At 66.1% G+C, this 23,313-nt stretch carries 22 protein-coding genes; 12 read left to right on the top strand and 10 right to left on the bottom strand.

Annotated elements, in window-relative coordinates; genetic code table 11:
- Window positions 1-43: 43 nt before the first annotated feature.
- Genes APS40_RS17550 through APS40_RS17540 form a run of 3 tightly spaced genes read left to right on the top strand, consistent with a single transcriptional unit; the run spans window position 44 to window position 3,372 of the window.
- Entirely contained in the window at window positions 44-1,360 is a 1,317-nt protein-coding gene (locus tag APS40_RS17550; protein ID WP_055048285.1) for a cytosine deaminase, read from the top strand.
- 3 nt (window positions 1,361-1,363) lie between these two features.
- On the top strand, window positions 1,364-2,773 hold the full coding sequence (locus APS40_RS17545; protein WP_055048284.1) for an FAD-binding oxidoreductase: 1,410 nt from the start codon (window positions 1,364-1,366) through the stop codon (window positions 2,771-2,773).
- Complete coding sequence (locus APS40_RS17540; RefSeq protein ID WP_055048283.1) at window positions 2,770-3,372, top strand: NAD(P)H-dependent oxidoreductase; 603 nt, start codon at window positions 2,770-2,772, stop codon at window positions 3,370-3,372. The genes APS40_RS17545 and APS40_RS17540 overlap by 4 nt, the downstream gene beginning before the upstream one ends.
- A 185-nt stretch (window positions 3,373-3,557) precedes the next feature.
- On the opposite strand, the gene APS40_RS17535 is transcribed toward APS40_RS17540, so the two are convergent.
- Together APS40_RS17535 and APS40_RS17530 are read right to left on the bottom strand one after the other, a co-directional pair.
- Complete coding sequence (locus APS40_RS17535) at window positions 3,558-4,592, bottom strand: cell wall hydrolase (RefSeq protein WP_055048282.1); 1,035 nt, start codon at window positions 4,590-4,592, stop codon at window positions 3,558-3,560.
- Between the two features lie 241 nt (window positions 4,593-4,833).
- Window positions 4,834-7,086 (bottom strand): putative PEP-binding protein, encoded by a 2,253-nt coding sequence (locus APS40_RS17530; RefSeq protein WP_156342976.1) that lies wholly within the window; start codon window positions 7,084-7,086, stop codon window positions 4,834-4,836.
- Window positions 7,087-7,244: 158 nt separating this feature from the next.
- Between APS40_RS17530 and ispH the strand changes: the two genes are divergently transcribed.
- The 5 genes from ispH to APS40_RS17505 all read left to right on the top strand — a co-directional run bounded on the left by ispH (window position 7,245) and on the right by APS40_RS17505 (window position 10,621).
- A complete protein-coding gene (gene ispH / locus APS40_RS17525) occupies window positions 7,245-8,207 on the top strand; it encodes a 4-hydroxy-3-methylbut-2-enyl diphosphate reductase (RefSeq protein WP_055048280.1) in 963 nt (320 codons plus the stop codon).
- Window positions 8,204-8,731 (top strand): GNAT family N-acetyltransferase, encoded by a 528-nt coding sequence (locus tag APS40_RS17520; RefSeq protein ID WP_055048279.1) that lies wholly within the window; start codon window positions 8,204-8,206, stop codon window positions 8,729-8,731. The genes ispH and APS40_RS17520 overlap by 4 nt, the downstream gene beginning before the upstream one ends.
- Window positions 8,728-9,201 carry a ribonuclease HI gene (gene rnhA / locus APS40_RS17515; protein ID WP_055048278.1) on the top strand — a complete coding sequence of 158 codons (474 nt, stop codon included), beginning with the start codon at window positions 8,728-8,730 and terminating at the stop codon, window positions 9,199-9,201. Before APS40_RS17520 ends, rnhA begins: the two co-directional genes overlap by 4 nt.
- A gap of 211 nt (window positions 9,202-9,412) precedes the next feature.
- Window positions 9,413-9,739 (top strand): hypothetical protein, encoded by a 327-nt coding sequence (locus tag APS40_RS17510; protein ID WP_055048277.1) that lies wholly within the window; start codon window positions 9,413-9,415, stop codon window positions 9,737-9,739.
- Window positions 9,740-9,844: 105 nt separating this feature from the next.
- The gene (locus APS40_RS17505) at window positions 9,845-10,621 is read left to right on the top strand and encodes a hypothetical protein (RefSeq protein ID WP_055048276.1); all 777 of its coding nucleotides are present in this window, start codon (window positions 9,845-9,847) and stop codon (window positions 10,619-10,621) included.
- Between the two features lie 52 nt (window positions 10,622-10,673).
- Here the strand turns inward: APS40_RS17505 and APS40_RS17500 are convergent, their stop codons facing one another.
- The 5 genes from APS40_RS17500 to APS40_RS17480 form a co-directional block, all read right to left on the bottom strand.
- Window positions 10,674-11,600 (bottom strand): glycine--tRNA ligase subunit alpha, encoded by a 927-nt coding sequence (locus APS40_RS17500; protein WP_055048275.1) that lies wholly within the window; start codon window positions 11,598-11,600, stop codon window positions 10,674-10,676.
- Window positions 11,601-11,670: 70 nt separating this feature from the next.
- The gene (locus tag APS40_RS17495; RefSeq protein WP_055048274.1) at window positions 11,671-12,864 is read right to left on the bottom strand and encodes a low temperature requirement protein A; all 1,194 of its coding nucleotides are present in this window, start codon (window positions 12,862-12,864) and stop codon (window positions 11,671-11,673) included.
- A gap of 57 nt (window positions 12,865-12,921) precedes the next feature.
- Entirely contained in the window at window positions 12,922-13,143 is a 222-nt protein-coding gene (locus tag APS40_RS17490) for a hypothetical protein (RefSeq protein WP_055048273.1), read from the bottom strand.
- Window positions 13,144-13,146: 3 nt separating this feature from the next.
- Entirely contained in the window at window positions 13,147-13,971 is an 825-nt protein-coding gene (locus tag APS40_RS17485; protein WP_055048272.1) for a S49 family peptidase, read from the bottom strand.
- Between the two features lie 50 nt (window positions 13,972-14,021).
- Window positions 14,022-14,735, bottom strand: coding sequence for a tRNA1(Val) (adenine(37)-N6)-methyltransferase (locus APS40_RS17480; protein ID WP_197279351.1), 714 nt, complete (start codon window positions 14,733-14,735; stop codon window positions 14,022-14,024).
- 148 nt (window positions 14,736-14,883) lie between these two features.
- Between APS40_RS17480 and APS40_RS17475 the strand changes: the two genes are divergently transcribed.
- Entirely contained in the window at window positions 14,884-15,903 is a 1,020-nt protein-coding gene (locus APS40_RS17475) for a polyprenyl synthetase family protein (protein WP_082434490.1), read from the top strand.
- A 153-nt stretch (window positions 15,904-16,056) separates the two neighbouring features.
- Entirely contained in the window at window positions 16,057-16,725 is a 669-nt protein-coding gene (locus APS40_RS17470; protein ID WP_055048269.1) for an outer membrane protein, read from the top strand.
- Window positions 16,726-16,775: 50 nt separating this feature from the next.
- On the opposite strand, the gene APS40_RS17465 is transcribed toward APS40_RS17470, so the two are convergent.
- From APS40_RS17465 to APS40_RS17455, 3 genes are all read right to left on the bottom strand, one after another.
- On the bottom strand, window positions 16,776-17,651 hold the full coding sequence (locus tag APS40_RS17465; protein WP_055048268.1) for a 4-(cytidine 5'-diphospho)-2-C-methyl-D-erythritol kinase: 876 nt from the start codon (window positions 17,649-17,651) through the stop codon (window positions 16,776-16,778).
- A gap of 1 nt (window position 17,652) precedes the next feature.
- Complete coding sequence (locus APS40_RS17460; RefSeq protein ID WP_055048267.1) at window positions 17,653-19,392, bottom strand: tetratricopeptide repeat protein; 1,740 nt, start codon at window positions 19,390-19,392, stop codon at window positions 17,653-17,655.
- A gap of 207 nt (window positions 19,393-19,599) precedes the next feature.
- On the bottom strand, window positions 19,600-21,264 hold the full coding sequence (locus APS40_RS17455; protein WP_055048266.1) for an electron transfer flavoprotein-ubiquinone oxidoreductase: 1,665 nt from the start codon (window positions 21,262-21,264) through the stop codon (window positions 19,600-19,602).
- Window positions 21,265-21,307: 43 nt separating this feature from the next.
- Here APS40_RS17455 and APS40_RS17450 point away from each other — a divergent pair, with 43 nt between their 5' ends.
- Both APS40_RS17450 and APS40_RS17445 read left to right on the top strand, forming a co-directional pair.
- Entirely contained in the window at window positions 21,308-22,120 is an 813-nt protein-coding gene (locus tag APS40_RS17450; RefSeq protein ID WP_055048265.1) for a uracil-DNA glycosylase, read from the top strand.
- A 99-nt stretch (window positions 22,121-22,219) separates the two neighbouring features.
- A complete protein-coding gene (locus APS40_RS17445) occupies window positions 22,220-23,140 on the top strand; it encodes a nucleoside hydrolase (RefSeq protein ID WP_055048264.1) in 921 nt (306 codons plus the stop codon).
- The last annotated feature ends 173 nt before the right edge of the window (window positions 23,141-23,313 follow it).

Below are 23,313 nucleotides of genomic sequence, written 5' to 3'. Positions count from 1 at the left end.
CGTCTGCTTCAGTCGGCACTAACGCTACTCTGGAAACCTGCTGATGCACGGCACCCCTGCCCTCTCCACCGGCACGGTCACGCTCCGCAACGCCCGGGTCCCGAGCGCGGCGCGCGGCAAGGCCGGCAGCGGCGACATCGAAACCGTCGACATCGAGATCGCCGACGGCCGCGTCGCAGCCATCCGGCCCGCGGGCTCGGCGCCGGTTGCCAGCCCGAGCCACGATCTCGATGCCGGGCTGATCCTGCCCGCCTTCGTCGACATCCACACCCATCTCGACAAGGGCCATATCTGGCCGCGCAAAGAGAACCCCGATGGCACCTGGCTTGGCGCCCTGCTTGCCGTCGGTGCCGATCGCGAGCGCAACTGGGCCGCGGCAGACGTCGAACGCCGCTTCGATTTCGCCCTGCGTTGCGCCTATGCGCACGGGACGGCGGCGATCCGCACGCATCTCGACAGCGCCCCACCGCAGCACGAGATCAGTTGGGCGCTGTTCGAACAGATGCGTGAACGCTGGGCCGGCCGCATCGAGTTGCAGGCCGTCTCGATCGTCGGCCCGGACACGCTGGTGAACCCAGGCGAGCTCGATGCCGTGGCGCAGCAGGTGAAGGCCTCGGGCGGCATTCTGGGCGGCTCGGTCGCCGAATACGCGCGTTCGAAGGAAGCCATGCTGCGGGTGGTCGAGAAGGCGGGCAATCTCGGGCTCGATCTCGACCTCCACACCGACGAGACCGGCGATCCATCCGCCCACGCTTTGCTGCATCTGGCCGAAGCGGTGCTGGAGACCGGCTTTGCCGGCAAGGTGATGGCGGGCCATTGCTGCGTGCTCACCGTGCAGGACGAGCGCACTCAGCGGCTGACCATCGACAAGGCCGTCGAGGCCGGCATCGCCATAGTGTCCTTGCCGATGTGCAACATCTACCTGCAGGACCGGGTCAACGCCAACGGCACGGTCCGCACCCCGATCCGCCGCGGCGCGACGCTGCTCAACGAATTCAAGGCGGCTGGGGCCGTCGTCGCCATCGCCTCGGACAACACCCGCGACCCGTTCTACGCGTATGGCGATCTCGACGGCGTCGAAGTGCTGCGCGAGGGCGCACGGATCCTGCAGTTCGATCATCCGCAAGACCGGGCTTGGGATTGGGTGCGGGCCGTCGGTTCGGCCCCCGCCGCCCATGCCGGCTTTGCCTACAAGGCCGTGATCGAAGTCGGCGCCCCCGCCGACCTGGTGCTGTTCCGCGCCCGCAGCTGGACCGAGCTCAACGCCCGCCCACAAAATGACCGCATCGTGCTGCGCGCCGGTAAGGCGATCGACACGAGCCTCCCCGACTATCGCGAACTCGACGACCTGATGGAGTAGACCATGGATATCGCCCAATTCCGCGCCGCGCTCGGCGATATTCCGGTGCAGGACAATCCCCGCATCGTGCAGCAGAAAAGCCGCGACCATTACTGGTATTCGCCGCGGCTGAAGCAGCAGCTCGAGGGCGTCACCGCCGAGATCGTGGTCTCGCCGCGCTCGGTCGACGAAGTGGTCACCGTGCTGCGCGAGGCGTTCAAATACGAGGTCCCGGTGACCCCGCGCGGCGCCGGCACCGGCAATTACGGCCAGGCCATGCCGCTCTCGGGCGGCGCCATGCTCGACCTGATGAACCTCAACAAGGTGATCAAGATCGAGCAGGACCGGGTGCGTGCCGAAGCCGGGGTGATCCTCGAGCAACTCGACGAACAGACCATCCACGCCGTCAATGGCGAGTTGCGCTTCCACCCCTCGACCTACCGCATGGCATCGCTCGGCGGCTTCATCGCCGGCGGTTCGGGTGGCGTCGGGTCGATCCGCTGGGGCGGCCTGCGCAATTTCGGCAACATCCTCGGGCTCAAGGTGGTGACCTGCGAGGCCGAGCCGCGGGTGCTCGACCTGCGCGGGCCGGACATTCTCAAGGTGGCGCATGCCTACGGCACCAACGGCATCATCGTCGAAGCCGAGATGCCGCTGAGCGCGCATTACGATTGGGTCGACATGATGGTTGGGTTCGATTCCATCATCGACGCCTGCGCCTTCGCCGAGCAGGTGGCGCTGCAGGATGGGTTGCTGTGCAAGGAAATCTCGCCGGTCGCGGCGCCGGTGGCGCACGACTATTTCAACCGTCACCGCCCCTATATCCGCAGCCGCGAGCAATCGGTGGTGCTGTTGATGGCGGCGCCGGCCGCCGTGCCGGCGCTGGTCGATTTCGTCGCCTTCCATGAAGGCGACCTGCTCTATCGCGCCGATACGCTGACGCCAGAGGAAAAGGCCAAGCTGCCGCCGATCTACGAGCTCGCCTGGAACCACACGACGCTGCGCGGCCTGAAGATCGACCCGACCATCACCTACCTCCAGACCCAGTATCCCGACCTGGCGCATGTGAAATGGGCGGTCGAGACATTTGGCGACGAAATGCCGATGCATATCGAGATGACCCGCTTCGATGGCCGGGTGGTGTTCTCGGGCCTGCCGATCGTGCGCTACAGCTCGGAAGAGCGGCTCGAGGAGATCATCCGGCTGCACGAGGAGAACGGCTGCCTCGTCTTCAACCCGCATCGCTACACCCTCGAGGAAGGCGGCATGAAGCGGACGGACCGGGCGCAACTGGCGTTCAAGAAAGAGGCCGACCCCAAGGGCATCCTCAACCCCGGCAAGATGATCGCCTGGGACGATCCGGACTTCGATTTCGACTCCGGCCGCACCTGGCTGTTCACCGGCCTCTATACGCTCGGCGGCGCCGCCGAATGAGGGTGCTCGTCGTCCACGCCCATCCGGTCGAAACCAGCTACAACCGCGCCCTGTTCCATGCGGTGTGCGAGTCCCTGAGGGCAAAGGGCGACGAGGTCGACGCGCTCAACCTCTACGAGGAAGATTTCCAGGCGGCCATGAGCCGCACCGAACGGCTCGAGTATCACGATGTGCCGGGGAACCTGACGGCGCTGACCAAGCCCTATGTCGACCGGCTGCGCGCCTGCGAAAAGATCGTCTTCGTCCATCCGGTGTGGAACTATGGCTACCCGGCGATTCTCAAGGGCTTCTTCGACCGGATCTTCCTGCCGGGCGTCTCGTTCGTGCTCGAAGGCGGCGATGCGCCCGACAAGGGCAAGCTGATCCCGGGAATGAAGAACATCAAGAAGGTGGCATACGTCACCACCTATGGCGGCGACCGCCTGCGCACTATGATCATGGGCGACCCGCCACGCCGCCTCGCCATGCGCTGGGCCTGGGCCACTTTCGGCACGCTGATGCCGCCGACTTACCTGGCGCTCTACGACATGAACAACCAGACCGAGGCGGGGCTCAGGGGCTTCATCGACAAGGTGAAGCGGAAGATGGCGCGGTTTTGAAGGCTAGCTGCGGCCGGGAAACAAGCTGGCCCGGCGCAAGCTGACCCCCACCCCTGTCCCCTCCCCCTAAACATGGGGAGGGAGACGCTAGCCTCGATACCGATGTGGGGATCTCCCTCCCCTTTCTTAGGGGGAGGGGACAGGGGTGGCCCGCGCCAGCGTATCGGTGGATCACCAATGCCTTATCAGCCGAACTTCCAACCACGCTTGAACTGATAGAAGACGTGCATGCCGATCTTCACGTTCTTCTTCATGCGCGGGGCCCAGTGCGGGTAGACGTAGGTGGCGTGGTAGTGGGTCGAGTAGCCGACCTCTGTCAGGTATTCCTTGCCCGAAATCACGTCCTTGGCGATGGCCATGGCCTGCTTCCAGGACTTCTGGTCGTTCACCGTCTCGGGAATGCCGTCGCAGGCGAAGGAGAACTGGCAGGCGTTGCGCTTGTTCTGGTTCTGGAACACCACGCCGCAGATGGTGTCGGGGTAGAGTTTGTGGGCGACGCGGTTCATCACCACCTGCCCCACCGCCACCTGGCCGCGATAGCTCTCGCCGCGCGACTCGAAGTAGATGGCAGTTGCCATGCACCAGACTTCCTTGTCGGAAACCTTCTTGCCCTGCTTGTTGAGCACCGAGCCATCGAACACGGTGGCCGGCAGGTCGGCGCGCGCATAGGCGAGCTTCTGCGACATGGTGTGCGGCATCGGCACGTCGGTGCCGGTTCCGGCAAGCCCGTCGATGGCGTCGAGCGCCGGCGTGGTCCAGGCGGGGTTGAGCGCCGCCACTGCGACCGGCATCGGGCCGATCGCCTGGGCATCGGCAGGCGCCTCGGCTTTTGCTGTCTGCACCGTCTCGGCCGCGGCACCCTTGGGGTTGCGAGCGGCGGCAATCCTGGCGCGAATATCGGCGAAACTGGCAGTCAGTTCCGCCAGTTCCACCGTCGGACGGGCGCGGTCCTGCTTGAGGGCGCGGTTGGGGCCGACGAAACTCTGCGACAGGAAGATGTTGTCGATCGAACCGGTGATGATCACGTCGGTGCCGGACCGGCTGAGGGTCGGCCGCGTCAGGCTGGCCTCATAGGCCGAGAGCGACCCGCCATCGGGGGCGTGTGCAGCGCCGGTCAGTCCGGCTACAGCAAAAATGGCGAGCGCAAAACCTGCGCAGGCCTTGATCACGGCGAACTCATTGTGAGCCCGGCGCGTCGGGGTGGTCCGGTACTGGGCCATCAGAACGCTTTACTATCCACGCGAACGCAACAAACGACGCGCCGGCAATCTAGATAAACTGTGACGCAAATGCCGGCTTTCGCGATAATGCGGGTTTAGGGTTAGCCGACGGTAAACAAGGGAAGTTTGGCGCCAGAACGAACCGGAAATGGCCGAGTATGGGCGTTATCCGGGCGAAATAGGGCAGTGTGACTGACGTGATTGCATCCAAGAAGCGCTGGTGCAGCGGTGCAGTGTGCGTTCACTGCGCCAGAGTCAGCCGTGCCACGGGCACCCGATAGGGCGAGCAGCTGACGTAATCCACGTCCAGCTTGGAGAAGAACCACAGCGAGGCCGGATCGCCGGCATGCTCGCCACAGATGCCGATCTTCAGGTTGGGGTTGGCGCGCTTGCCGCGCTCGATCGCCATGGTGATGATCTCGCCGACGCCCTTCTGGTCGAGCGTCACGAACGGATCGAGGTCGTAGAGCCCTTTGCGCTGATAGGCCGAGAGAAACGCCGGCGCATCGTCGCGGCTGATACCGTAGGTGGTCTGGGTCAGGTCGTTGGTGCCGAACGAGAAGAAGTCGACGTGCTCGGCGATGTCCCCGGCCCGCAGCGCCGCGCGCGGCAGTTCGATCATCGTGCCGAAGGCGAAGCGCTCGCGCGCCGCAGGCGGCAGCCCGACCTGCTCGACGATGGCATAGGTCTGCCGCTTGACCTCCACCACCTCCGAGACCGTCGAGACGAAAGGCACCATCACCTCGAGGGTCACCGGCTCGGACTGCCTGGCCGATGCCGCCCGCACCCCGGCGCACAGCGCCTCGATCTGCATCTTGAGGATTTCGGGATAGGTGATGGCGAGCCGCACGCCGCGATGGCCCAGCATCGGGTTGATCTCGGCGATGCGATCGAGCCGGAGCTTCAGCGCCCGCACCGCAAGTCCGAGCGACTGCGCCGTCTCCTCGATATCCTCATCGGTCCGCGGCAGAAACTCGTGCAGCGGCGGATCGAACAGCCGCACCGTCACCGGCCGGCCCTTCATCGCCATGAAGATGGCCGAGTAATCGACGGTCTGGAAATCGACGAGGCCAGTCAGCGCCGCGGCGCGGTCGTCAGCATCTTCGGAAAGGATCAGCCGGCGCAACGCCACCAGGCGCTCGCGCGAAAAGAACATGTGCTCGGAGCGGGCGAGGCCGATGCCCTCGGCGCCGAAGCTCAGCGCGGTGTTCACCGCCTCGACCGTTTCGGCGTTGGCCCGCACCTTGATCCGGCGCGACGCGTCCGACCAGCCAAGGAGCTTGCCCATGGCGCCCCCGATATGCGGCTGCGCCAATGGCAGCGCCCCCAGATAGACCGAACCGTCCGTGCCATCGATGGTGATGCGATCACCCTGGCGGAACTCCTTGTTGCCGATCCTGCAGGTCAGTTCGGCCAGGTTGACGCTGAGCGTGCGCACGCCGGCGACGCAGGGCTTGCCGGTGATGCGTGCCACGACCCCCGCATGGCTGGTCATGCCGCCGCGCGCCGTGAGGATGCCAGTCGCCGCCTTCATACCTTCGATGTCGGTGGGGCCGGTCTCGGTGACCACCAGGATGCAGTGCCGACCACGCGCCTTCAGCCGCGCCGCATCCTCGGAGTTGAAGACGATGACGCCGCTGGCCGCGCCCGGCGAGACGCCAAGACCATTGGCCAGCACAGTGGCGCTCTCAGGCGAGCGCAGGCGCGGATGCAGCATCTGCTGCAGACGCGCCGGGTCGATATGGGTCACCGCCTCGCGCTGCGTCCAGCGCCCGCGCGCCACACGATCGACCGCCGCCTCCAGTTCGGCGGCAGCCGAAGCCGGCGCAGCGCGGGCCGAAAGCAGCCGGATGGTTTCGCCCTCGACCGAGACGAGGCAGCTCAGATGCTGGCCGGCCGCGGCGTCGAGCAGGTCGACGAACGCCGTGGCCGAAGCGGGCAGCGGGCCGAACGGCATGCCGTTCACCGGCGCCGGGCCCAGCGCCCCGTTCTGCGGTTCGCGGGTGAGGAACTGGCGCACATCGCCGTCGGCCATCGCCTGGATGATGACGATCTGCCGTTCCGGCCGCGGATCGAAGCCGGCATAGGAGGCAAAGGCGTCGGAGATCGCGCGCGCCAGCGGGCGGGCCGGATCGACCGACTCGACTTCGTTGGCCGGTGGGCTCAGTCCCGGCCGCGCCGGCATCAACCCAGCGCTGTGCGCGGCGCTCGAGGTCCGCACCACCAGCGCAGGCGGGCGACCGTTGCGGCCAACCAGGCGGAACAGTGTGGCTACCCAGTGGACGCGCAACCGGTCGTCATGCGCCTTGCGCTCTTCCTGCAGCGCGTTCCAGGCAGCGCGGCTGATGACGATGGTGGGGGCAACCGGCAGCCCGGCATTGGCAGCGCGGCTGAGCCAGAGCGCCTTGCCGACCAGCAATCCGTCCTGGATGGCCGAAAGGTTCGCCTTGCCCGTGGCGGGCGCGATCGCGAACATTTCCATTGCGAGGGTCACCGGGACACCTTCCGACCAACTTTAGCGAAACATATTGCCGTTCAGGCCGTTGCGCCGCAACTGCACACTTGCGCCCGCAGCTGGGATCGCTTGCCGCATGCTTTGGTCGCGGCGTTCGCAGCTTGACTTGCCCGGTCAATGAACGCATCTGCTCTCCTATGCAAACAAGGCCGCACTTGGACATTACGCTGTGTGCGCCGCGCGGATTCTGCGCCGGCGTCGATCGCGCCATCCAGATCGTCGAGCTGGCGCTGGAGCGCTATGGCGCGCCGGTCTATGTGCGCCATGCGATCGTGCACAACAAATACGTGGTCGACGGGCTGAAGCAGAAGGGCGCGGTGTTCGTCGAGGAGCTCGACGAGATCCCCGATACCGGCGCCCCGGTGGTGTTCTCGGCGCATGGCGTACCGAAATCGGTGCCGGCAGGCGCCAAGGCGCGCAACATGTTCTTCCTCGATGCCACCTGCCCGCTGGTTTCGAAGGTGCATATCGAAGCCAACCGGCACCACAACGAGGGCCGTGAGATCGTCCTGATCGGCCATGCCGGCCATGTCGAGGTGATCGGCACCATGGGGCAGCTGGCCGATGGCGCCATCACCCTGATCCAGACGGTCGAGGAAGCCGAGGCGTTCACCCCGCGCGACCCCGAAAAGCTCGCCTATGTGACGCAGACGACACTCAGCGTCGACGACACCTCGGCCATCGTCGAGGTGCTGCGCCGCCGCTTTCCCTCGATCGCCCTGCCGCACAAGGAAGACATCTGCTACGCCACCACCAACCGCCAGGAAGCGGTGAAGCGCGTGGCGCCGCATGTCGATGCGATGATCGTGGTCGGCGCGCCGGAATCGTCGAACTCGGTGCGGCTGGTGGAGGTGGCGCAGCGCGTCGGCTGCGCCAATGCCTCGCTGGTCGAACGCGCCGACCTGATCGATTGGAGCCGCTTCGAGGGGATCAGGACGCTCGGCATCACCGCCGGCGCTTCGGCGCCCGAGACGCTGGTCGACGAGGTGATCGAGGCGTTCGCGCAGCGCTTCGACATTGCGGTCAGCGCCAGCGGCGAACAGCGCGAAAGCATCGTCTTCAACCTGCCCCGCGAACTCAGAGCCCAACCTGCAGCATGACCGACCTGACGCTTCTCGAAACCGACCGGCTGGTGCTGTCCGGCTGGCGCGCCGACCAGATCGACGATCTCTACCGCCTGCATGGCGACCCGACCGTGGCCAAGTTCCTCACCGAGCACGGCCGGCCATGGACCGAAGCCGAAATGCAGGACGCCCTGGGGCATTGGATCGCGCTGTTCGAGCGCCAGAAGATGGGCAAGCTGCGCGTCACCAGGAAGTCCGACGGCGCGCTGGTTGGTCGCTGCGGCTTCGGCGTCTATGGCCCGGACGATACCCCGGAGATCGGCTACTCGCTCTATCCCGAGTTCTGGGGCAACGGCTACGTCTACGAGGCTGCCAGCGCGCTGCGCGACTGGTATTGGCGCGAGACCGACCGCGACCACTTCATCGGGCTGGCAGACGTGCGCAACGAGAACTCGCTCAAGGTGCTGCGCAAGCTCGGCGGCGTCTACACCCATACCGGCGACAATGATCACGGCCATCACTGCGAGTGGTACCGCTACGATCGGCCGGTCGCGGCGTGAGCTCGGTCATCATCCACACCGACGGCGCCTGTTCGGGCAATCCCGGCCCCGGCGGCTGGGGCGCCGTGCTGCAATATGGCGACACGGTCAAGGAGCTGAAGGGCGGCGCGCCGCTCACCACCAACAACCAGATGGAGCTGACCGCCGCCATCGAAGCGCTGAGCGCGCTGAAACGCCCCTGCGAGATCGAGCTCCACACCGACAGCAACTACGTCAAGGACGGGCTGACCAAGTGGATCCACGGCTGGAAGAAGAACGGCTGGCGCACGGCTGACAAGAAGCCGGTCAAGAACGTCGAACTGTGGCAGGCGCTCGACGCCGCCACGCAGCGCCACAAGATCAACTGGCACTGGGTCAAGGGCCACAATGGCGACGAGATGAACGAACGCGCCGACCAGCTCGCCAATGAGGGCATGGAGCCGTTCAAGGGCAAACGCCGCAAACCCGAAGGCCTGGTGCCGCCGGTCTAGATCGTTCACGATCGAGCAGCGAAGCTGCCCTGTGGCCCCACCTACCGGGTCATTCCCGCGAAAGCGGGAACCTCTGTTTTCTTGGCCGCCTGCGCCATCGCAAACGGAGGTCCCCGCTTTCGCGGGGATGACTCCGTGGACGTATTATTCGCCGATACGATGACCCGGCCACGTATTGCCCAACGCGTCCGCAGCGGAGATAATTCCCGGCATGCGCTCACTCGTTCTCGCCGCTGCCATTGCCCTGATTGCCGCCCCTGCCCTGGCGCAGTTTCCGCCGCCGGGCGTCTACAAATGCGTCAGCGAGAACGGCGCCAACCTGGGCGAACTCACGCTGTTCGCCGCCGGTGACTACTCGTTCAAGAATGTCGACGGCAACAGCGCCAGCGGGCAGGTCGCCTCGGCCGGTACGGATGTGAACCCGCTCTCCGGCCCGCTCAAAGACATGCAACTCACCGGTGTGTTCGGCACTGACGATACCGGCAAGACCAGGTTTCGCTTCACCGGCGCCGACGGGCTCGAAGTGAGCTGCCAATAGCGGCTGCCATACAGACTATTTTGTGCCGGAAGCTTCCGCGACTCCTGTGCTTTCGCTAGCTTCGCCATAACCTTCATATCCGTCACGAACACTGGGGAGCTTTTCGTGGGCGTCGACATGTTTGTTCACTCGGTGCGGCTTGTGCTTAACGACTGGCGCAATGCGCTGAAGATCACCGGCCTGCTCTACCTGATCTATGCCGTTCCGACGCTGCTGCTCGGCCTGCTGTTTCCGCCGCCGACGCAGCCGGAACAGCTGACTGCGGCGGCGTTTTCGGCGGCACCGGCAGGTCTGCTGACGCTGATCCTTGCCATCGTGGCGTTCATCTGGATCGCCGTCGCCTGGCACCGCTACATCCTGCTCGACGAAGTGCCCGCGGGGCAGTTCCCCGAGTTCAACGGCCAGCGGATGCTCAACTACGGCCTTTACTCGGTGGGGCTGGGGCTGCTCGGCGCGCTCGTGTCGTTCATCCTCGCGGCCATCGTCGGCATCGTCGCCGTACCGCTGCTCGGTATGGTCGGCGCCTTCATCACGACCGTTGTCGGCCTCGCTGCGGCGCTGATCATCTTCTACCGCCTGGCGCCACTCCTGCCGGCGGTGGCCATCGGCAAGCCGCTGACCATGAGCCAGGCCTGGGAAGCCACCAATGGCGCGAATGTTCCGATCATCATCCTCGCAGTGCTGTCGGCGGTGGCCGCGATCGCGATCGACATCCCGGCCTTCATCCTGGCCATGGCAGGCCCGATCGGCGGCTTCGTGGCGTTGCTGTGGACGCTCGCTACCGGCTGGGTGAAGATGCTGGTCGGCGTCAGCATCCTGACGACGCTGTACGGCCACTACATCGAGCGACGCTCCATCCCGGCCGCCAGCGTCGGCGCCTGAAGGAGCAGCCTGATCGTAGAAAGGGCCGGTTCCCACCGGCCCTCATTTTCTTCTACTCGGCTCCGCCGCCCGCCGTCTGCAGCCAGGCGGCGCCGCACTCCTTGGCCAGCTCGCGGATCCTCAGGATGTAGCTCTGGCGCTCCTGCACCGAGATCACGCCGCGCGCGTCGAGCAGGTTGAAGTTGTGGCTGGCCTTGACGACCTGCTCGTAGGCCGGGACCGCCATGGTCTGGCGATTGCCGACGGCGCCCTTCCTGAGGATGGCGCGGCATTCATCTTCGGCATCCTTGAAATGCCGGAACAGCATCTCGGTATCGGCGGCCTCGAAATTGTACTTCGAGAATTCCTGCTCGTTCTGCAGGAAGATCTCGCCATAGGTGACCTTCTCATCGCCCTCGCGGCCGTTGAAGTTGAGGTCGTAGACGTTCTCGACGCCCTGCACATACATGGCGAGGCGTTCGAGGCCGTAGGTGATTTCACCCGGCACAGGCTTGGTCTCGAAGCCGGCGACCTGCTGGAAATAGGTGAATTGGCTGACTTCCATGCCGTCGCACCAGCACTCCCAGCCCAGCCCCCAGGCGCCCAGCGTCGGGCTCTCCCAGTCATCCTCGACGAAGCGGATGTCGTGCAGGCTGGAATCGAGGCCGATCTCGCTCAGCGAGCGCAGATAGAGCTCCTGGATGTTGTCCGGCGACGGCTTCAGGATCACCTGGAACTGGTAATAGTGCTGCAACCGGTTGGGGTTCTCGCCATAACGGCCATCCTTGGGCCGGCGCGAGGGCTGCACATAGGCGGCCTTCCAGGGCTTGGGTCCCAGCGCCCTGAGCGTCGTCGCGGTGTGGAAGGTGCCGGCGCCCATCTGCATGTCGTAGGGCTGCAGGATCACGCAACCCTGCTCCGCCCAGAAGCGCTGCAACGTCAGGATCAGACCCTGGAACGAGTTCCGGGGGTCCATATGGGCGGGCAAAGCGTCGGGCATCGGCAATATTCCGGGGTGCGAATGGCGGGCGGAACCTAGTGGGACCGACGCAATGGGTCAATTCCGCAGTTCATTCCGGATGATGTCGACTGGCTCTCGGCCAGTGCTCGGGATGGCGGGCAAGTTCCACCGTCTCCCACGCCGCCACCAGCACCACGATGCCGGTAGTGAGCGAGGAAAGCAGCAGCGGCGAGAGGACCGCGGTGAATGGGTAGAGCGCGAGCACGAGGAGCAGACCGCCGAACCGCGGTAGCGACCAGCGCCCGAACACGGCGAGCTTGAACAGAGCCGCGCCGAGCAGGAACAGGGCGGGGCCTCCAATCAGCACCAGCACGGTTGCAGGCTCCAAGTGCCCCATCGGATGCGCCAGCACTATCTCGTCGCCGACCGCCGAAACGACGATGCCGCCAACCAGCAGGATCGGTACATAGGTATAGGCCTGCCGCGCCACACGGCCCGGATCCGGTGAGGTGGAGATGGCGGCACTCGCCGCCTCCGCGTGCTGAGCGAAGAAGATCCACCACATGGCGATCGACTGCAGCAAAGACACGGTCATGGCCAGGACGACATCCGAGGTCCATGCGAGATCAGTGAAGCCGACCCCGGTGACGAGGATCGACTCGCCCAGCGCAATCATGACGAACAGGCCGCTGCGCTCGGCCATGTGGCCGCCATCGACGTCCCAGTCGCGGGTGTCAGCGCGCCCGAGGCCCGGCACCCAGAAGCCGAGTGCCGGCGATACGCTGTCGAGCGCCACGGCGATCAACCAGCAGACGAGCCGTGCTTCGCCGTCGACGAGACCGCCCATCACCCACAGCGCGGCGGAGGCGGCGTACCAGATGATGATGCGGATGAAGTTGCGATGGAGCGTTGGCCGTCCGCGTACGGCCCAGAGCATGAATGCGGTGCGTCCCAGTTGGAACACGGCAAAGGCGATGGCGAAGGCCAGGCCGCGATCGCCGAACGCCTCGGGAAGCGAACTCGACATCACCAGCCCGATGCCCATCAGCACGAACAGCATCAGCCGGACCGGCGGCTTTTCCGGATCGAGCCAGTTGGTGATCCAGGCGGTATCGATCCAGGCCCACCAGATCGCCAGCAGCAGCAACGCCGCCTCGAGCGCCCCGAGCCAGGTCAGGTGTTCGACCAGCGCGTGGGAGATCTGGGTGACGGCGATGACAAAGACCAGATCGAAGAACAACTCGACCGACGTCACCTGGGCATGATGCTCAGAGCGCCGACTGCGCAGCAATGTGCCGACCATGTTCGCGACTCCTCTTGGCAGAGGCTAGCGTCCGGCTACGCGCTTGTCGCGGCTGACCTAGCGCCCATCGTCCTCGGGCGGGCGGAACTTGCCGTCTTTGTCGCGCTTTAGCGTGATCACGTCGGGGCGCTGGCGCTCGCGCAGGTCGCGCTCGTGCCGCTCCTTGTCCAACTGCTTGAACTGGCCGCTCCAGTCCCGCCAGATCTTGCGCAGGCCCCAGACGATGGCGAGGAGAATGGCAACGAAGATGAAGATGCGCAGCAGGATGGCGATGCTCATCGCTCAGAGCCCCAGTCGCGCCCAGACCGAACGATCCTCGATGCTGGCGGCGATGTCGCCGGTCAGCGCCGCGAGGCCGAGGCGCGGCAGGGTGAGCAACCCCCGCTTGGGGGCGATCGGCAGCAGTTCGACCTTGTCGCCGAAGCGGGTGCGCAGCACCTCGTGCAGGTCGCCCAGACCGTCGACGAGCCCGAGCTCCAGCCCGCGGATGCCGCTCCAGAACTCGCCGGTGAACAACAGGTCGTCGGAGGCCTTCAGGCGGCTGCCGCGCCGCGCCTTTACCCAGTCGATGAACACCTGATGGATGTCGCTTTCCATCTGCTTTATCCGTTCGACGTCCTCGGGCTTTTCGGGCAAGAAGGGATCGAGCGTCGACTTGTTGCGACCGGCCGTATGCACGCGGCGATCGACGCCCAGCTTCTTCAGCGTTTCGACGAAACCGAAGCCGGCAAAGATCACCCCGATCGAGCCGACGATCGACGATGGATCGGCAATGATCTCGTCGCCGGCCGTGGCGATGAAATAGCCACCCGATGCCGCGGCGTCCTCGACGAACACAAGCACCGGCTTATGGTGCTCATCGGCAAGATCGCGGATGCGCTTGGAGATCAGCCGCGACTGCACGGCCGAGCCGCCGGGTGAGTTGACGACGACGGCAACCGCTGGCGCCGACTTCACGGCGAAGGCACGCTTCAGCAGCGGGGCGACGGCTTCGATGTTCAGCCGCCCGGGCCGATGGTCGGCGGCGATGACGCCGTGCAGGCGGACCACGGGGACCACCGGGCCACCCTGCCCCATCCTGCGCTTCATCCAGGACCGCAAACCCATGTGACGCCCTCGTTTTTCGACCGGGCACATGTATGTGCCCGCTGCCGGGATTACCAGATGAGACGCGCCGTGCCGCGGAAGATCGCATCGAACTCGGGACGGAAGCCGCGCCCGACAGCCTCGTGCAGCACGCGCGCGCCAAGCAGCACAAAGGGCGCGCGCGATCCCTTGATGCCGCGGACCAGCACCCGGCTGGCCGGCTCGCCCTCGCGCGGCAACAGCGGCAACAGCGGCAACACGCTGACCGCGCCGAAGCGTCGGGTAAAGGCCGCCAGCAGCTGGGGCAGCACCTCGGCGACGTGGATGAAGATCACCTCGCCGCCCGGCGCCGCGTGGGTCGCTGCGGTTTTCACCCAGGCGTCGAGGCCCCCCTCCTCCATATGCCGCGCGCCGGCTCTGGCCTTCGAAGGCGCCGAGCCGCGCGCCGGATCGAAGAAGGGCGGGTTGGCGATGACGGCACTGAAATGATCGGCGGCAAGGCCGGCGGAGGCGCGGGCCTTGCCCGGCGCCGTCAGGTCGAGCGCCAACACCCTGGTGCGCCCGGCCATGCCGTTGGCGAGAGCGTTGTGGGCGGAAAGCGCCACCATTGCGGGATCGGCCTCGACCAATGTCGTTTCGAGCTGCGGCAGTTCGGCCATTGCCACCAGCGCCGCGGTGCCGACGCCCGCCCCCAGATCGAGCAGGCTGCGCGCCGCCGGGTTCACGGCCGCCCCGAGCAGCACCGAGTCGAGCCCGGCGCGAAACCCTTTTTCAGGCTGCGACACGGTGAGGCGACCACCCAAAAAGGCGTCGCGCGTCAGCGTTTGTTGTTTTACAAGATCAGTGGCTTCGTCTAGGGACATCGCACCATCGCGACAGTTCGCAGGCCCCCGACTATAGGGGGCCGGATGCGTAGCTCAAACCGGGGATTTCATGGCTTTATCGGCGGCAGCGGCAAACGAGGCGATGACCAGCGCCGGCGCGCTCGACCGGCTGCTCGACGCCACGCGCCCCGGCATGGACCGGGTCAATGCGATGATCCTCGCCAAAGCCAGCTCGCACGTCGAGCTGGTGCCGGAAGTGGCGCGCTACCTGATCGATGCCGGCGGCAAGCGGCTCAGGCCCATGCTGACCATCGCGGCCGCCATGCTGTTCGGCAAAGCCAATGGCAGCGAGGTCAACTTCGCCGCCGCGGTCGAGTTCATGCACAATGCGACGCTGCTGCATGATGACGTGGTCGATGAGAGCGACATGCGCCGCGGCCGCGCCGCCGCCCGGATGAAGTGGGGCAACCAGGCCAGTGTGCTGGTCGGCGACTTCCTGCTCGGGCAGGCCTTCATGATGATGGTCGACACCGGCAATATTGCTGCCCTCAAGGTGATCTCGCAGGCCGCGACGATCATCGCCGAAGGCGAAGTGCTGCAGCTCGCCAAGACGCGCGACCTCACCGCCAGCGCCGCCGACTACGACGAAGTGATCGGCGCCAAGACCGCCACGCTGTTCGAGGCGGCGACCGAGGTGGGCGCCATGGCCGGCGGCGCCGATGCAGCCGGCCGCGAGGCATTGCGCCTTTATGGCCGTGAACTCGGGTTCGCCTTCCAACTGGTCGACGACGTGCTCGACTATCGCGGTGAGGCCGGCACGCTGGGCAAGAATACCGGCGACGATCTGCGCGAGGGCAAGATGACCCTGCCGGTGATCCTGGCGCTGCAGCAGGCGACGGCCGCCGAGCGCGAGACCATTGTCGCCGCGCTGGGCAATGTCGATGCCGGGGCGGCAGAGCTGCGGCAGGTGCTGGCGGTGTTCGATCGCTACGACACGCTGGGCCGCACCATCGAGCGGGCAATCTCCCATGCCCGGCGCGCCCGCGAGTCCCTCAAGCAGTTGCCGCCGAGCGAGATGAAGTCGCTGCTGGGCGATATTGCCGAAGTTACAGTCTCTCGCGCGTATTAACACTTATGAACGGCTAGCGCGTCGCCGCGCCCTCGCCCGATTTGTGGCGGCGCTGCAACATTCCGCCACAGGAATTTCTGTATCACACCACAATTGATTAGACTCCAAGCGTTCGCGCCCGTATTCCGTGCGCATCGACTAGGGAGCTCCTCGATGTGGACAAAGACCAAGATTGCATTCGCCAGCGTTCTGCTGTTGAGCGCCGCCGGCGCCGCCAACGCTGCTGACCTGATTGTTGATGAGCCGGCGGTAGCCGTGCCGGTAGCGACGGGCGACTGGACCGGCGCCTATGTCGGCGGTCATATCGGCTGGGTCAGCGGCGACGTTGACTGGGAGCTGGTGCCGCAGCCCGGCCCCACCGGGACCTACTCCATCGACGGCTGGCTGCTCGGCGCCCAGGCCGGTTACAACTGGCAGATGGATACCTTCGTGCTTGGTATCGAAGGTGACGTGTCGCTCGGCGATGTGACCAGCGACCTCGACGAGACCGGCTTCATCGAACGCCAGGTCAACTGGGAAGCTTCGTTGCGCGCCCGTGCCGGCGTGACCTTCGACGCGATCCTGCTCTATGCGACGGCCGGTGTGGCGGCCCTCAACACTACCAGCGAACTGTTCGGCGTGCTCGATGACACGCAGACCCATGTCGGCTGGACGGTCGGCGCCGGCATCGAAGCAATGGTTGCGGACAATGTGTCCGCCAAGCTCGAATACCGCTACAGCGACTACGGCTCGCAGGAATATGATTTCATTCCTTCGCCGTTCGTTTCCGACTCGAGCATCACTGCCCACAGCCTCACCGCTGGCGTGAACTTCCACTTCTGATTTCTACATCAGCAAGTGTTGCAGCGGCCCCTACGGGGGCCGTTGTCGTTTCAGGCGACCACCGGGGCTGCGGCGACCCAGAACTGCGGGTATTTGGCCCGCATGTCGTGCGCCGCCTGGTGCGCCTGTGCCGCAGAGCCGAACAGCCCGAACACCGTGCCGCCCGACCCTGACATCCGCGCCAGCGCACAGCCATCGAGCACGCGCATCTGGCGCAGCAACTCGCCGATCTCAGGCACCAGCGCAATGGCCGCCGGCTCGAGGTCGTTGCGCGTTTCGGCGAGCCACAGCCCAAGCTGCGCCGGGCGCGTCAATGGCGATGGCAAGGGCGGCATCGGTGGGTTGGTGCGCTGCTCCAGGCGGCGGAAGACGTCGGCGGTGACCACCGGGATCAACGGGTTCACCAGCACCAGATGGGTCGCCGGAAAGCCGCGCAGCGGGTGAATGATCTCGCCGACGCCGCGCACCTCGGCGGGCTGCGACAAGAGGCATATGGGCACGTCGGCGCCCAGGCTCAGCGCCAATGCGCTGAGCTCGGTGAAGCTGAAATCGCCGCCGGCCATCCCGGCCAGCAGCCGCAGCATGGCGGCCGCGTCGGCGGAACCGCCACCGATGCCCGCCGCAACCGGCAGGTTCTTGGTCAGCGCAACATCCAGGCCCTCGGGCAGGCGATCCGGCCAGCGGGCGCGGAACGCCTTCACCGCCCGCATCACCAGGTTGGAATCGCCGCCTCCGGCCGCAGCGGCGAACGGCCCGGTGACCCGCAGGCGATCGCCCTTGGCCGGATGCGCCGTCACCTCGTCGGCGACGTCGACGAACACCACGAGGCTTTCGAGCTCATGGTAGCCATCGGCGCGGCGGCCGGTGACATGCAATGCGAGATTGACCTTGGCGGGAGCCGCCTCGGAAAGCGCGCCCTGCAGCATGCTACTGCGCGGGCGCCGCCTGACCTTCCGCCACCGGGCCCGCATCGGGGGCCGGCGACACAGCATCGAGCCCCCCGGCAAGTTTCTTCGCCACCCGCTCCTTGACGGCGCCTTCCTGGTCGACCGCGGCAGCGATGTTCCACTGGAACCTCGCCTCGAGCTTGCGGCCGGCGCGCCAATAGGCGTCACCGAGGTGGTCGTTGATCTCGGGATCGGTCGAACGGAGCTGCACGGCCGTTTCGAGCTGCTGCACGGCTTCGTCGAAGCGGCCCAGCCGGAAATAGGCCCAGCCGAGGCTGTCGATGATGTACCCGTCATTGGGCGAAGCAGCGACCGCCTTCTGGATCATGTCGAGTGCCGGCATCAGGTTCACGCCCTGATCGACCCAGCTATAGCCGAGATAATTGAGCACCTGCGGCTGGTCGGGGTTCAGTTCGAGGGCGCGCTTGAAATCGACCTCAGCCTTGTCCCACTGCTTGTTGCGTTCGTAGGCGATGCCGCGAACATAATAGAAGCGCCAGTCGCCCGGAGCATCGCCGCCCGCCACGCCCAACGCCTTGGTGTAGGTGTCGGCGGCCTCGGCATATTTCTGCGCCGCGCGCTGCATGTCACCCAGCACCGACAACGCTTCAAGGTCATGCGGGTTGGAGGCGACGATATTGCCGAGCCGGCGCAAAGCCTCGTCACGGTTCCCGGTGGCGCTGAGGTTTTCGGCGACCCGCACCACCGCCATCGGCTTCATCGGCGAATCCGCCGGCAGCTGATCGTAGATGGCATTGGCAGCCTCGTGCTGTCCGGCGCCATCGAGCAGTTGGCCATAGACGAGGTCGATCACGTCGGCCCTTGGATCCAGATACATGCCCAGTTGCAGGAACACCGCCGACACGTCGGGGCTGCCCTCGCGGGCCAGCGCCACGCCCACCGAATGGAACATCTCGGCGGCGCCGGCCTGGATATCGCCCGCGAACACGCCAGGGCGCTGCTTGTTGTCGATCTTGGCCTTGACGACGCTCACCAGCGGATGGTCGAGCCCCTGCGCCTCGAATTTGGCAATGACCTTCTCGGCCTCGTCGAAGCGGCCGGCATTGCCCAGCATGCGTGAATAGGCCTCGACGATGCGGGCCACATAAGGATCAGCCTCGTAGGCCTTGGCGGCGTATTCCAGAGCCTTCTTGCTGTCGCCTTCGACATCGGCCATCAGCGCCCGGTGGAAGACCAGGAAATCCTCGAGCCCGCCCTGCCCCACTTCGTCGAGCACCTTGTCTGCCTCGGCCGGCTTGCCCTCGCCGACCAGCGCCCAGGCGCGCAGCAGGCCGCCGGTGATCCCGGCAAAAGTATCGCCGCCGACATTTTCGAGTTCCTTGGCCGCGGCGGCGTAGCGGCGCTGCTTGACCGCTTCGGTGCCGATGACCAGGCTCGCCAGATCATTCGGCGCGCTGAGCTCCAGCAGGTGCTTGGCGACGCGTGCGGCGTCGGTCACCTGGCCATTGGCGGCATAGGCGATAAAGCTGCGCTCGACGATGATCGGATTGTCCCAGTCACCCTCGGCGGCGATGCGGAAATAGCGTGCCGCCTCGTCGGTCCTCAGGTCCGAGAGCGCCTGCCGGCCGGCCAGATAGCTGCCGGTGACGCTCTGGTCCATCAGCGGGAACGCCGCGCTCGATTCGAGCGCCGCGGCGCCGCCGATGGTAAGTGCCGCGGCGAGAAGGACGCCGGACGCGAGACGGGCTTTGTGGGTCACGAGGCTCGATATCTCCGAGGAGGGTTTTAGGCGGCTGACTAGCCCAAGAAACATGGGCGATTTTGCGACTGCGCCGCAAGAGGCAGGCACGATGAAGTGAGGATTGGCCTGACGTGAGATGACTCTGTCTTCCATGGCATCGGCGCCCACCCACCGGCGTCATCCCAGCGAAGGCGGGAATGACGGCGGTGGATCGTTCGATGCCGCTCACATCCCTGAATAGTTGGGTCCCGAACCGCCCTCCGGCGGCACCCAGGTGATGTTCTGAGCCGGGTCCTTGATGTCGCAGGTCTTGCAGTGGACGCAGTTGGCGGCGTGGATGCGGAACACCGGCGCGCCGCCTTCCTCTGCCATTTCATAGACCCCGGCCGGGCAATAGAGCGGCGCGGGCTCGCCGTAGCGCGGCAGGTTATCGCGCACCGGCAGCTCGGGATCGGCGAGCTTGAGGTGCACCGGCTGGTCCTCGTCGTGACTGAGATTGGCGAGGTAGACCGACGCAGCCCGATCATAGGTCGTGACGCCATCCGGCCGCGCGTAGACGCGTGGCGTCACCTCGGCGATCGGCCGCAGCTTCAGGTAATCCGCCTTGCCGTGCCGCAGCGTGCCGAACGGAGAGAAGCGGAAGAGCGCCTCGCACCACATGTCGAAACCACCCAGCAGCACGCCCAAGCCCGTGCCGAAGCGCGACCAGAAGGGTTTGACGTTGCGCACCGGCCGCAGCTCGTCGCCGATGCCGGTTGCCAGCACACCGTCGTTCAAGCCCTCGAGCGTGTCGTGCGCCCGGCCCTCGGCAATCGCCGCCGCCACTCGGTCGGCTACCACCATGCCGGAGCGGATGGCGTTGTGAATGGCTTTCAGCGCCGGCACGTTCATGAAGCCGGCAGCGCAACCGATCAGCGCGCCGCCGGGGAAGGCCAGGTCGGGAATGGACTGCAGCCCGCCCGACGTCATCGCCCGGGCTCCGTAGCTCAGCCGGCGCCCCCCTTCGAGCAGGCGGGCGATCGACGGATGGGTCTTGAAGCGCTGGAACTCATCGAACGGGGAGAGCGTCGGATCGCTGTAGCCCAAGTGCACCGCAAGGCCGAGATAGAGCCTGTTGCCGGCCGCATGGTAAGCGAAGCCGCCGCCGGGCGAGGCGTTGTCGAGGGGAAAGCCGAGATAGTGGTCGACGCGTCCGGCCTCGTGCCGTTCCGGCGCAATCTCCCAGACTTCCTTGAGACCGAGCCCGTAGAGCTGCGGGTCATGGCTTTCGGCGAGGCCGAATTGATTGATCAGCTGCCGGGCGAGCGAGCCGCGCGCGCCCTCGCCGATCAGGGTGTACCTGGCCCTGAGGCCGATGCCTGCGGCGTAGGTCGATTTGGGATTGCCGGCATGATCGACCCCCAGATCGCCGGTGATGATGCCTTCGACCCGACCGCCTTCGCCGGTCAGCACATCTACCGCGGCGGTCATCGGGAAGATGTCGACGCCAAGCGCCTGCGCCTGTTCGCCGAGCCATTTCACCAGTTCGCCGAGGCTGACGATCACCGCCCCCTCGGTCTTCATCTGCGGCGGGATCATCAGGTTCGGCAACGGCAGGTCGGCCGAGGCGGTGAGAAAGTGGAAGGTGTCGCGCGTGACTGCCGGTCCCACCGGGGCGCCCAGGTCGCGCCAGCCGGGCAGCAGCGCATCCAGGCCCACCGGGTTCATCACCGCGCCGGAGATGATGTGACCACCGAGTTCCGCGGACTTTTCCACTACTGTCACCGACAGTTGCGGGGCCACCTGCTTGAGCCGGATGGCAGCGCTGAGGCCCGCAGGACCGGCCCCGACGATCAGCACGTCGGTTTCGAGAATCTCGCGATTGCCGGCATCGGCCACGGTCAGGTCCATTCACGGATGGCGGGAGAAAGCGGGCTGTGACATAACAGAACCCATGTCCGAAAATCGACCGCTAAATAACGCCGAAGCCCGGGCGGCGCTCGACTGGTATCGCGCCGTCGGGGTCGATTTCGCCGTCGGCGAAGAGCCGGTCGATCGCTTCGCCGCGTCGGTGGCGCCCTCGCGGGCGCGGCCGATGCCCGCCGCCGAGACGCCGGCCGCGACGACGGCCGTCACCCTGGCGGCCCCTGCCGCGGTTTCGCTGACATCCGACCCCACCGAAACCACCGCGCTCGCCGCCGCCGCGCAGACGCTCGACGAGTTGCGCGCGGTGATGAACGCCTACGAAGGGTGCCTCTTGAAGAAGCGCGCCACGCAGCTGGTGTTCGCCGACGGCAATCCGGAGGCCGAGATCATGCTGGTGGGTGAAGGCCCCGGCGAGCAGGAGGATCTGCAGGGCAAACCGTTCGTCGGGCGCGCCGGGCAACTGCTCGACCGCATGCTGGCAGCCATCGGGCTCGACCGCAGCAAGGTCTATATCGCCAACATGGTCCCGTGGCGGCCGCCGGGCAACCGCGACCCGTCGCCCGAGGAGATGGCGCTGTGCACGCCATTCCTGCTGCGGCAGGTCGAGCTGGTGGCGCCGAAATTCCTGGTGACGCTGGGGAACGTGCCGACCAAGTCGCTGTTCCAGACCCAGAACGGTATCACCAGGATGCGCGGCCAATGGCGGGACCTGACGATCAACAGCCATCAGATGCGAGCGCTGGCCACGCTGCACCCGGCCTACCTGCTGCGCACCCCGGCCAGCAAGGCGCTCGCCTGGCGCGACATGCTGAGCCTCAAGCAGGCTATCGACGCGTCATAGCGGCGTTCGCCTCGGTCGCATCGATGCAGCCCGCGCCATTGGTCTAGCTTGCGGCGACGCCGCGGCGCTGGTCCATTCATCGAAAAATGGAGGACCGAGTTGAGCCTTTCCGATCCCCAGCGGCTGGCGCTGCTGGCGCCACGCAGCGGCCGGTTGCGTGTGGTGCTGGACACCGACACCTACAACGAGATCGATGACCAGTTCGCGGTGGTGCAGGCCTTGCTCTCGCCCGAGCGACTGGACTTGCAAGCAATCTATGCCGCACCGTTCTTCAACGACCGCTCCAGCGGTCCGGCCGAGGGTATGGAACTGAGCTACGGCGAGATCCTCGCCTTGCTCGCACGGTTGGAGGTGCCCCATGCCGGTTTCGCCCATCGCGGCGTCACCGACTATGTCGGCGCCGGCAAACGTCCCCAGCGTGCTCCGGCGGTCGACGATCTCATCGCCCGGGCGCGATCCGGCTCCCCGGACAACCCGCTATACGTGATTGCCATCGGCGCCATCAGCAACATCGCCTCGGCGCTGCTGGCGGCGCCCGACATCATCGACCGCACGGTCGTCGTCTGGCTGGGAGGTCACGCGCTGGAGTGGCCGCACCAGCGCGAGTTCAACCTGCGCCAGGACGTCGGCGGCGCGCAGGTGTTGTTCGATTCCGGTGTGCCATTGGTGCTGATGCCATGCATGGGGGTGGTGTCGCACCTGCACTCCACCGTCCCGGAGATCGAGCGATACGTCGAACCCCATGGCGAAATCGGCCGGTTCCTGGCGCAGCGCTTCAAGGAATACGAAACCGACCATGTCGGTTGGGCCAAGGAAATCTGGGACATGGCGCCGGTTGGTTGGCTGCTCGATCCCGATTGGGCCCCCAGCGTCATCGTGCCCACGCCGATCCTGACCACTGAGGTCACCTACAGCGTCGACCGGGCGCGCCATCCGATGCGCTATGTCACGCAGGTCAAGCGCAACCCGATCATGCGGGACTTCATCGCCAAGCTGGCGTCGCACGCCGGAGAACGGTGAGCGGCGTCACGGGGACGATGTGGAATGGGCCCAGCGGCCAGGTTTTTGCCTGGCCCTTCGACCGACACGCCCGCAGCGCTGAGACGAATGGCTGGCATCCGAAATAATCTCGGTGGTTGAACCAACTGCCCGAATTTGGTCTGAGTGTCAGGGCAAGCGCCTCAGGCCCCGTT

This window comes from Devosia sp. A16 (assembly GCF_001402915.1).
GTDB lineage: Bacteria > Pseudomonadota > Alphaproteobacteria > Rhizobiales > Devosiaceae > Devosia_A.
Note: the sequence above shows the minus strand (reverse complement) of the source record. Positions and strands in the feature narration are given on the sequence as shown.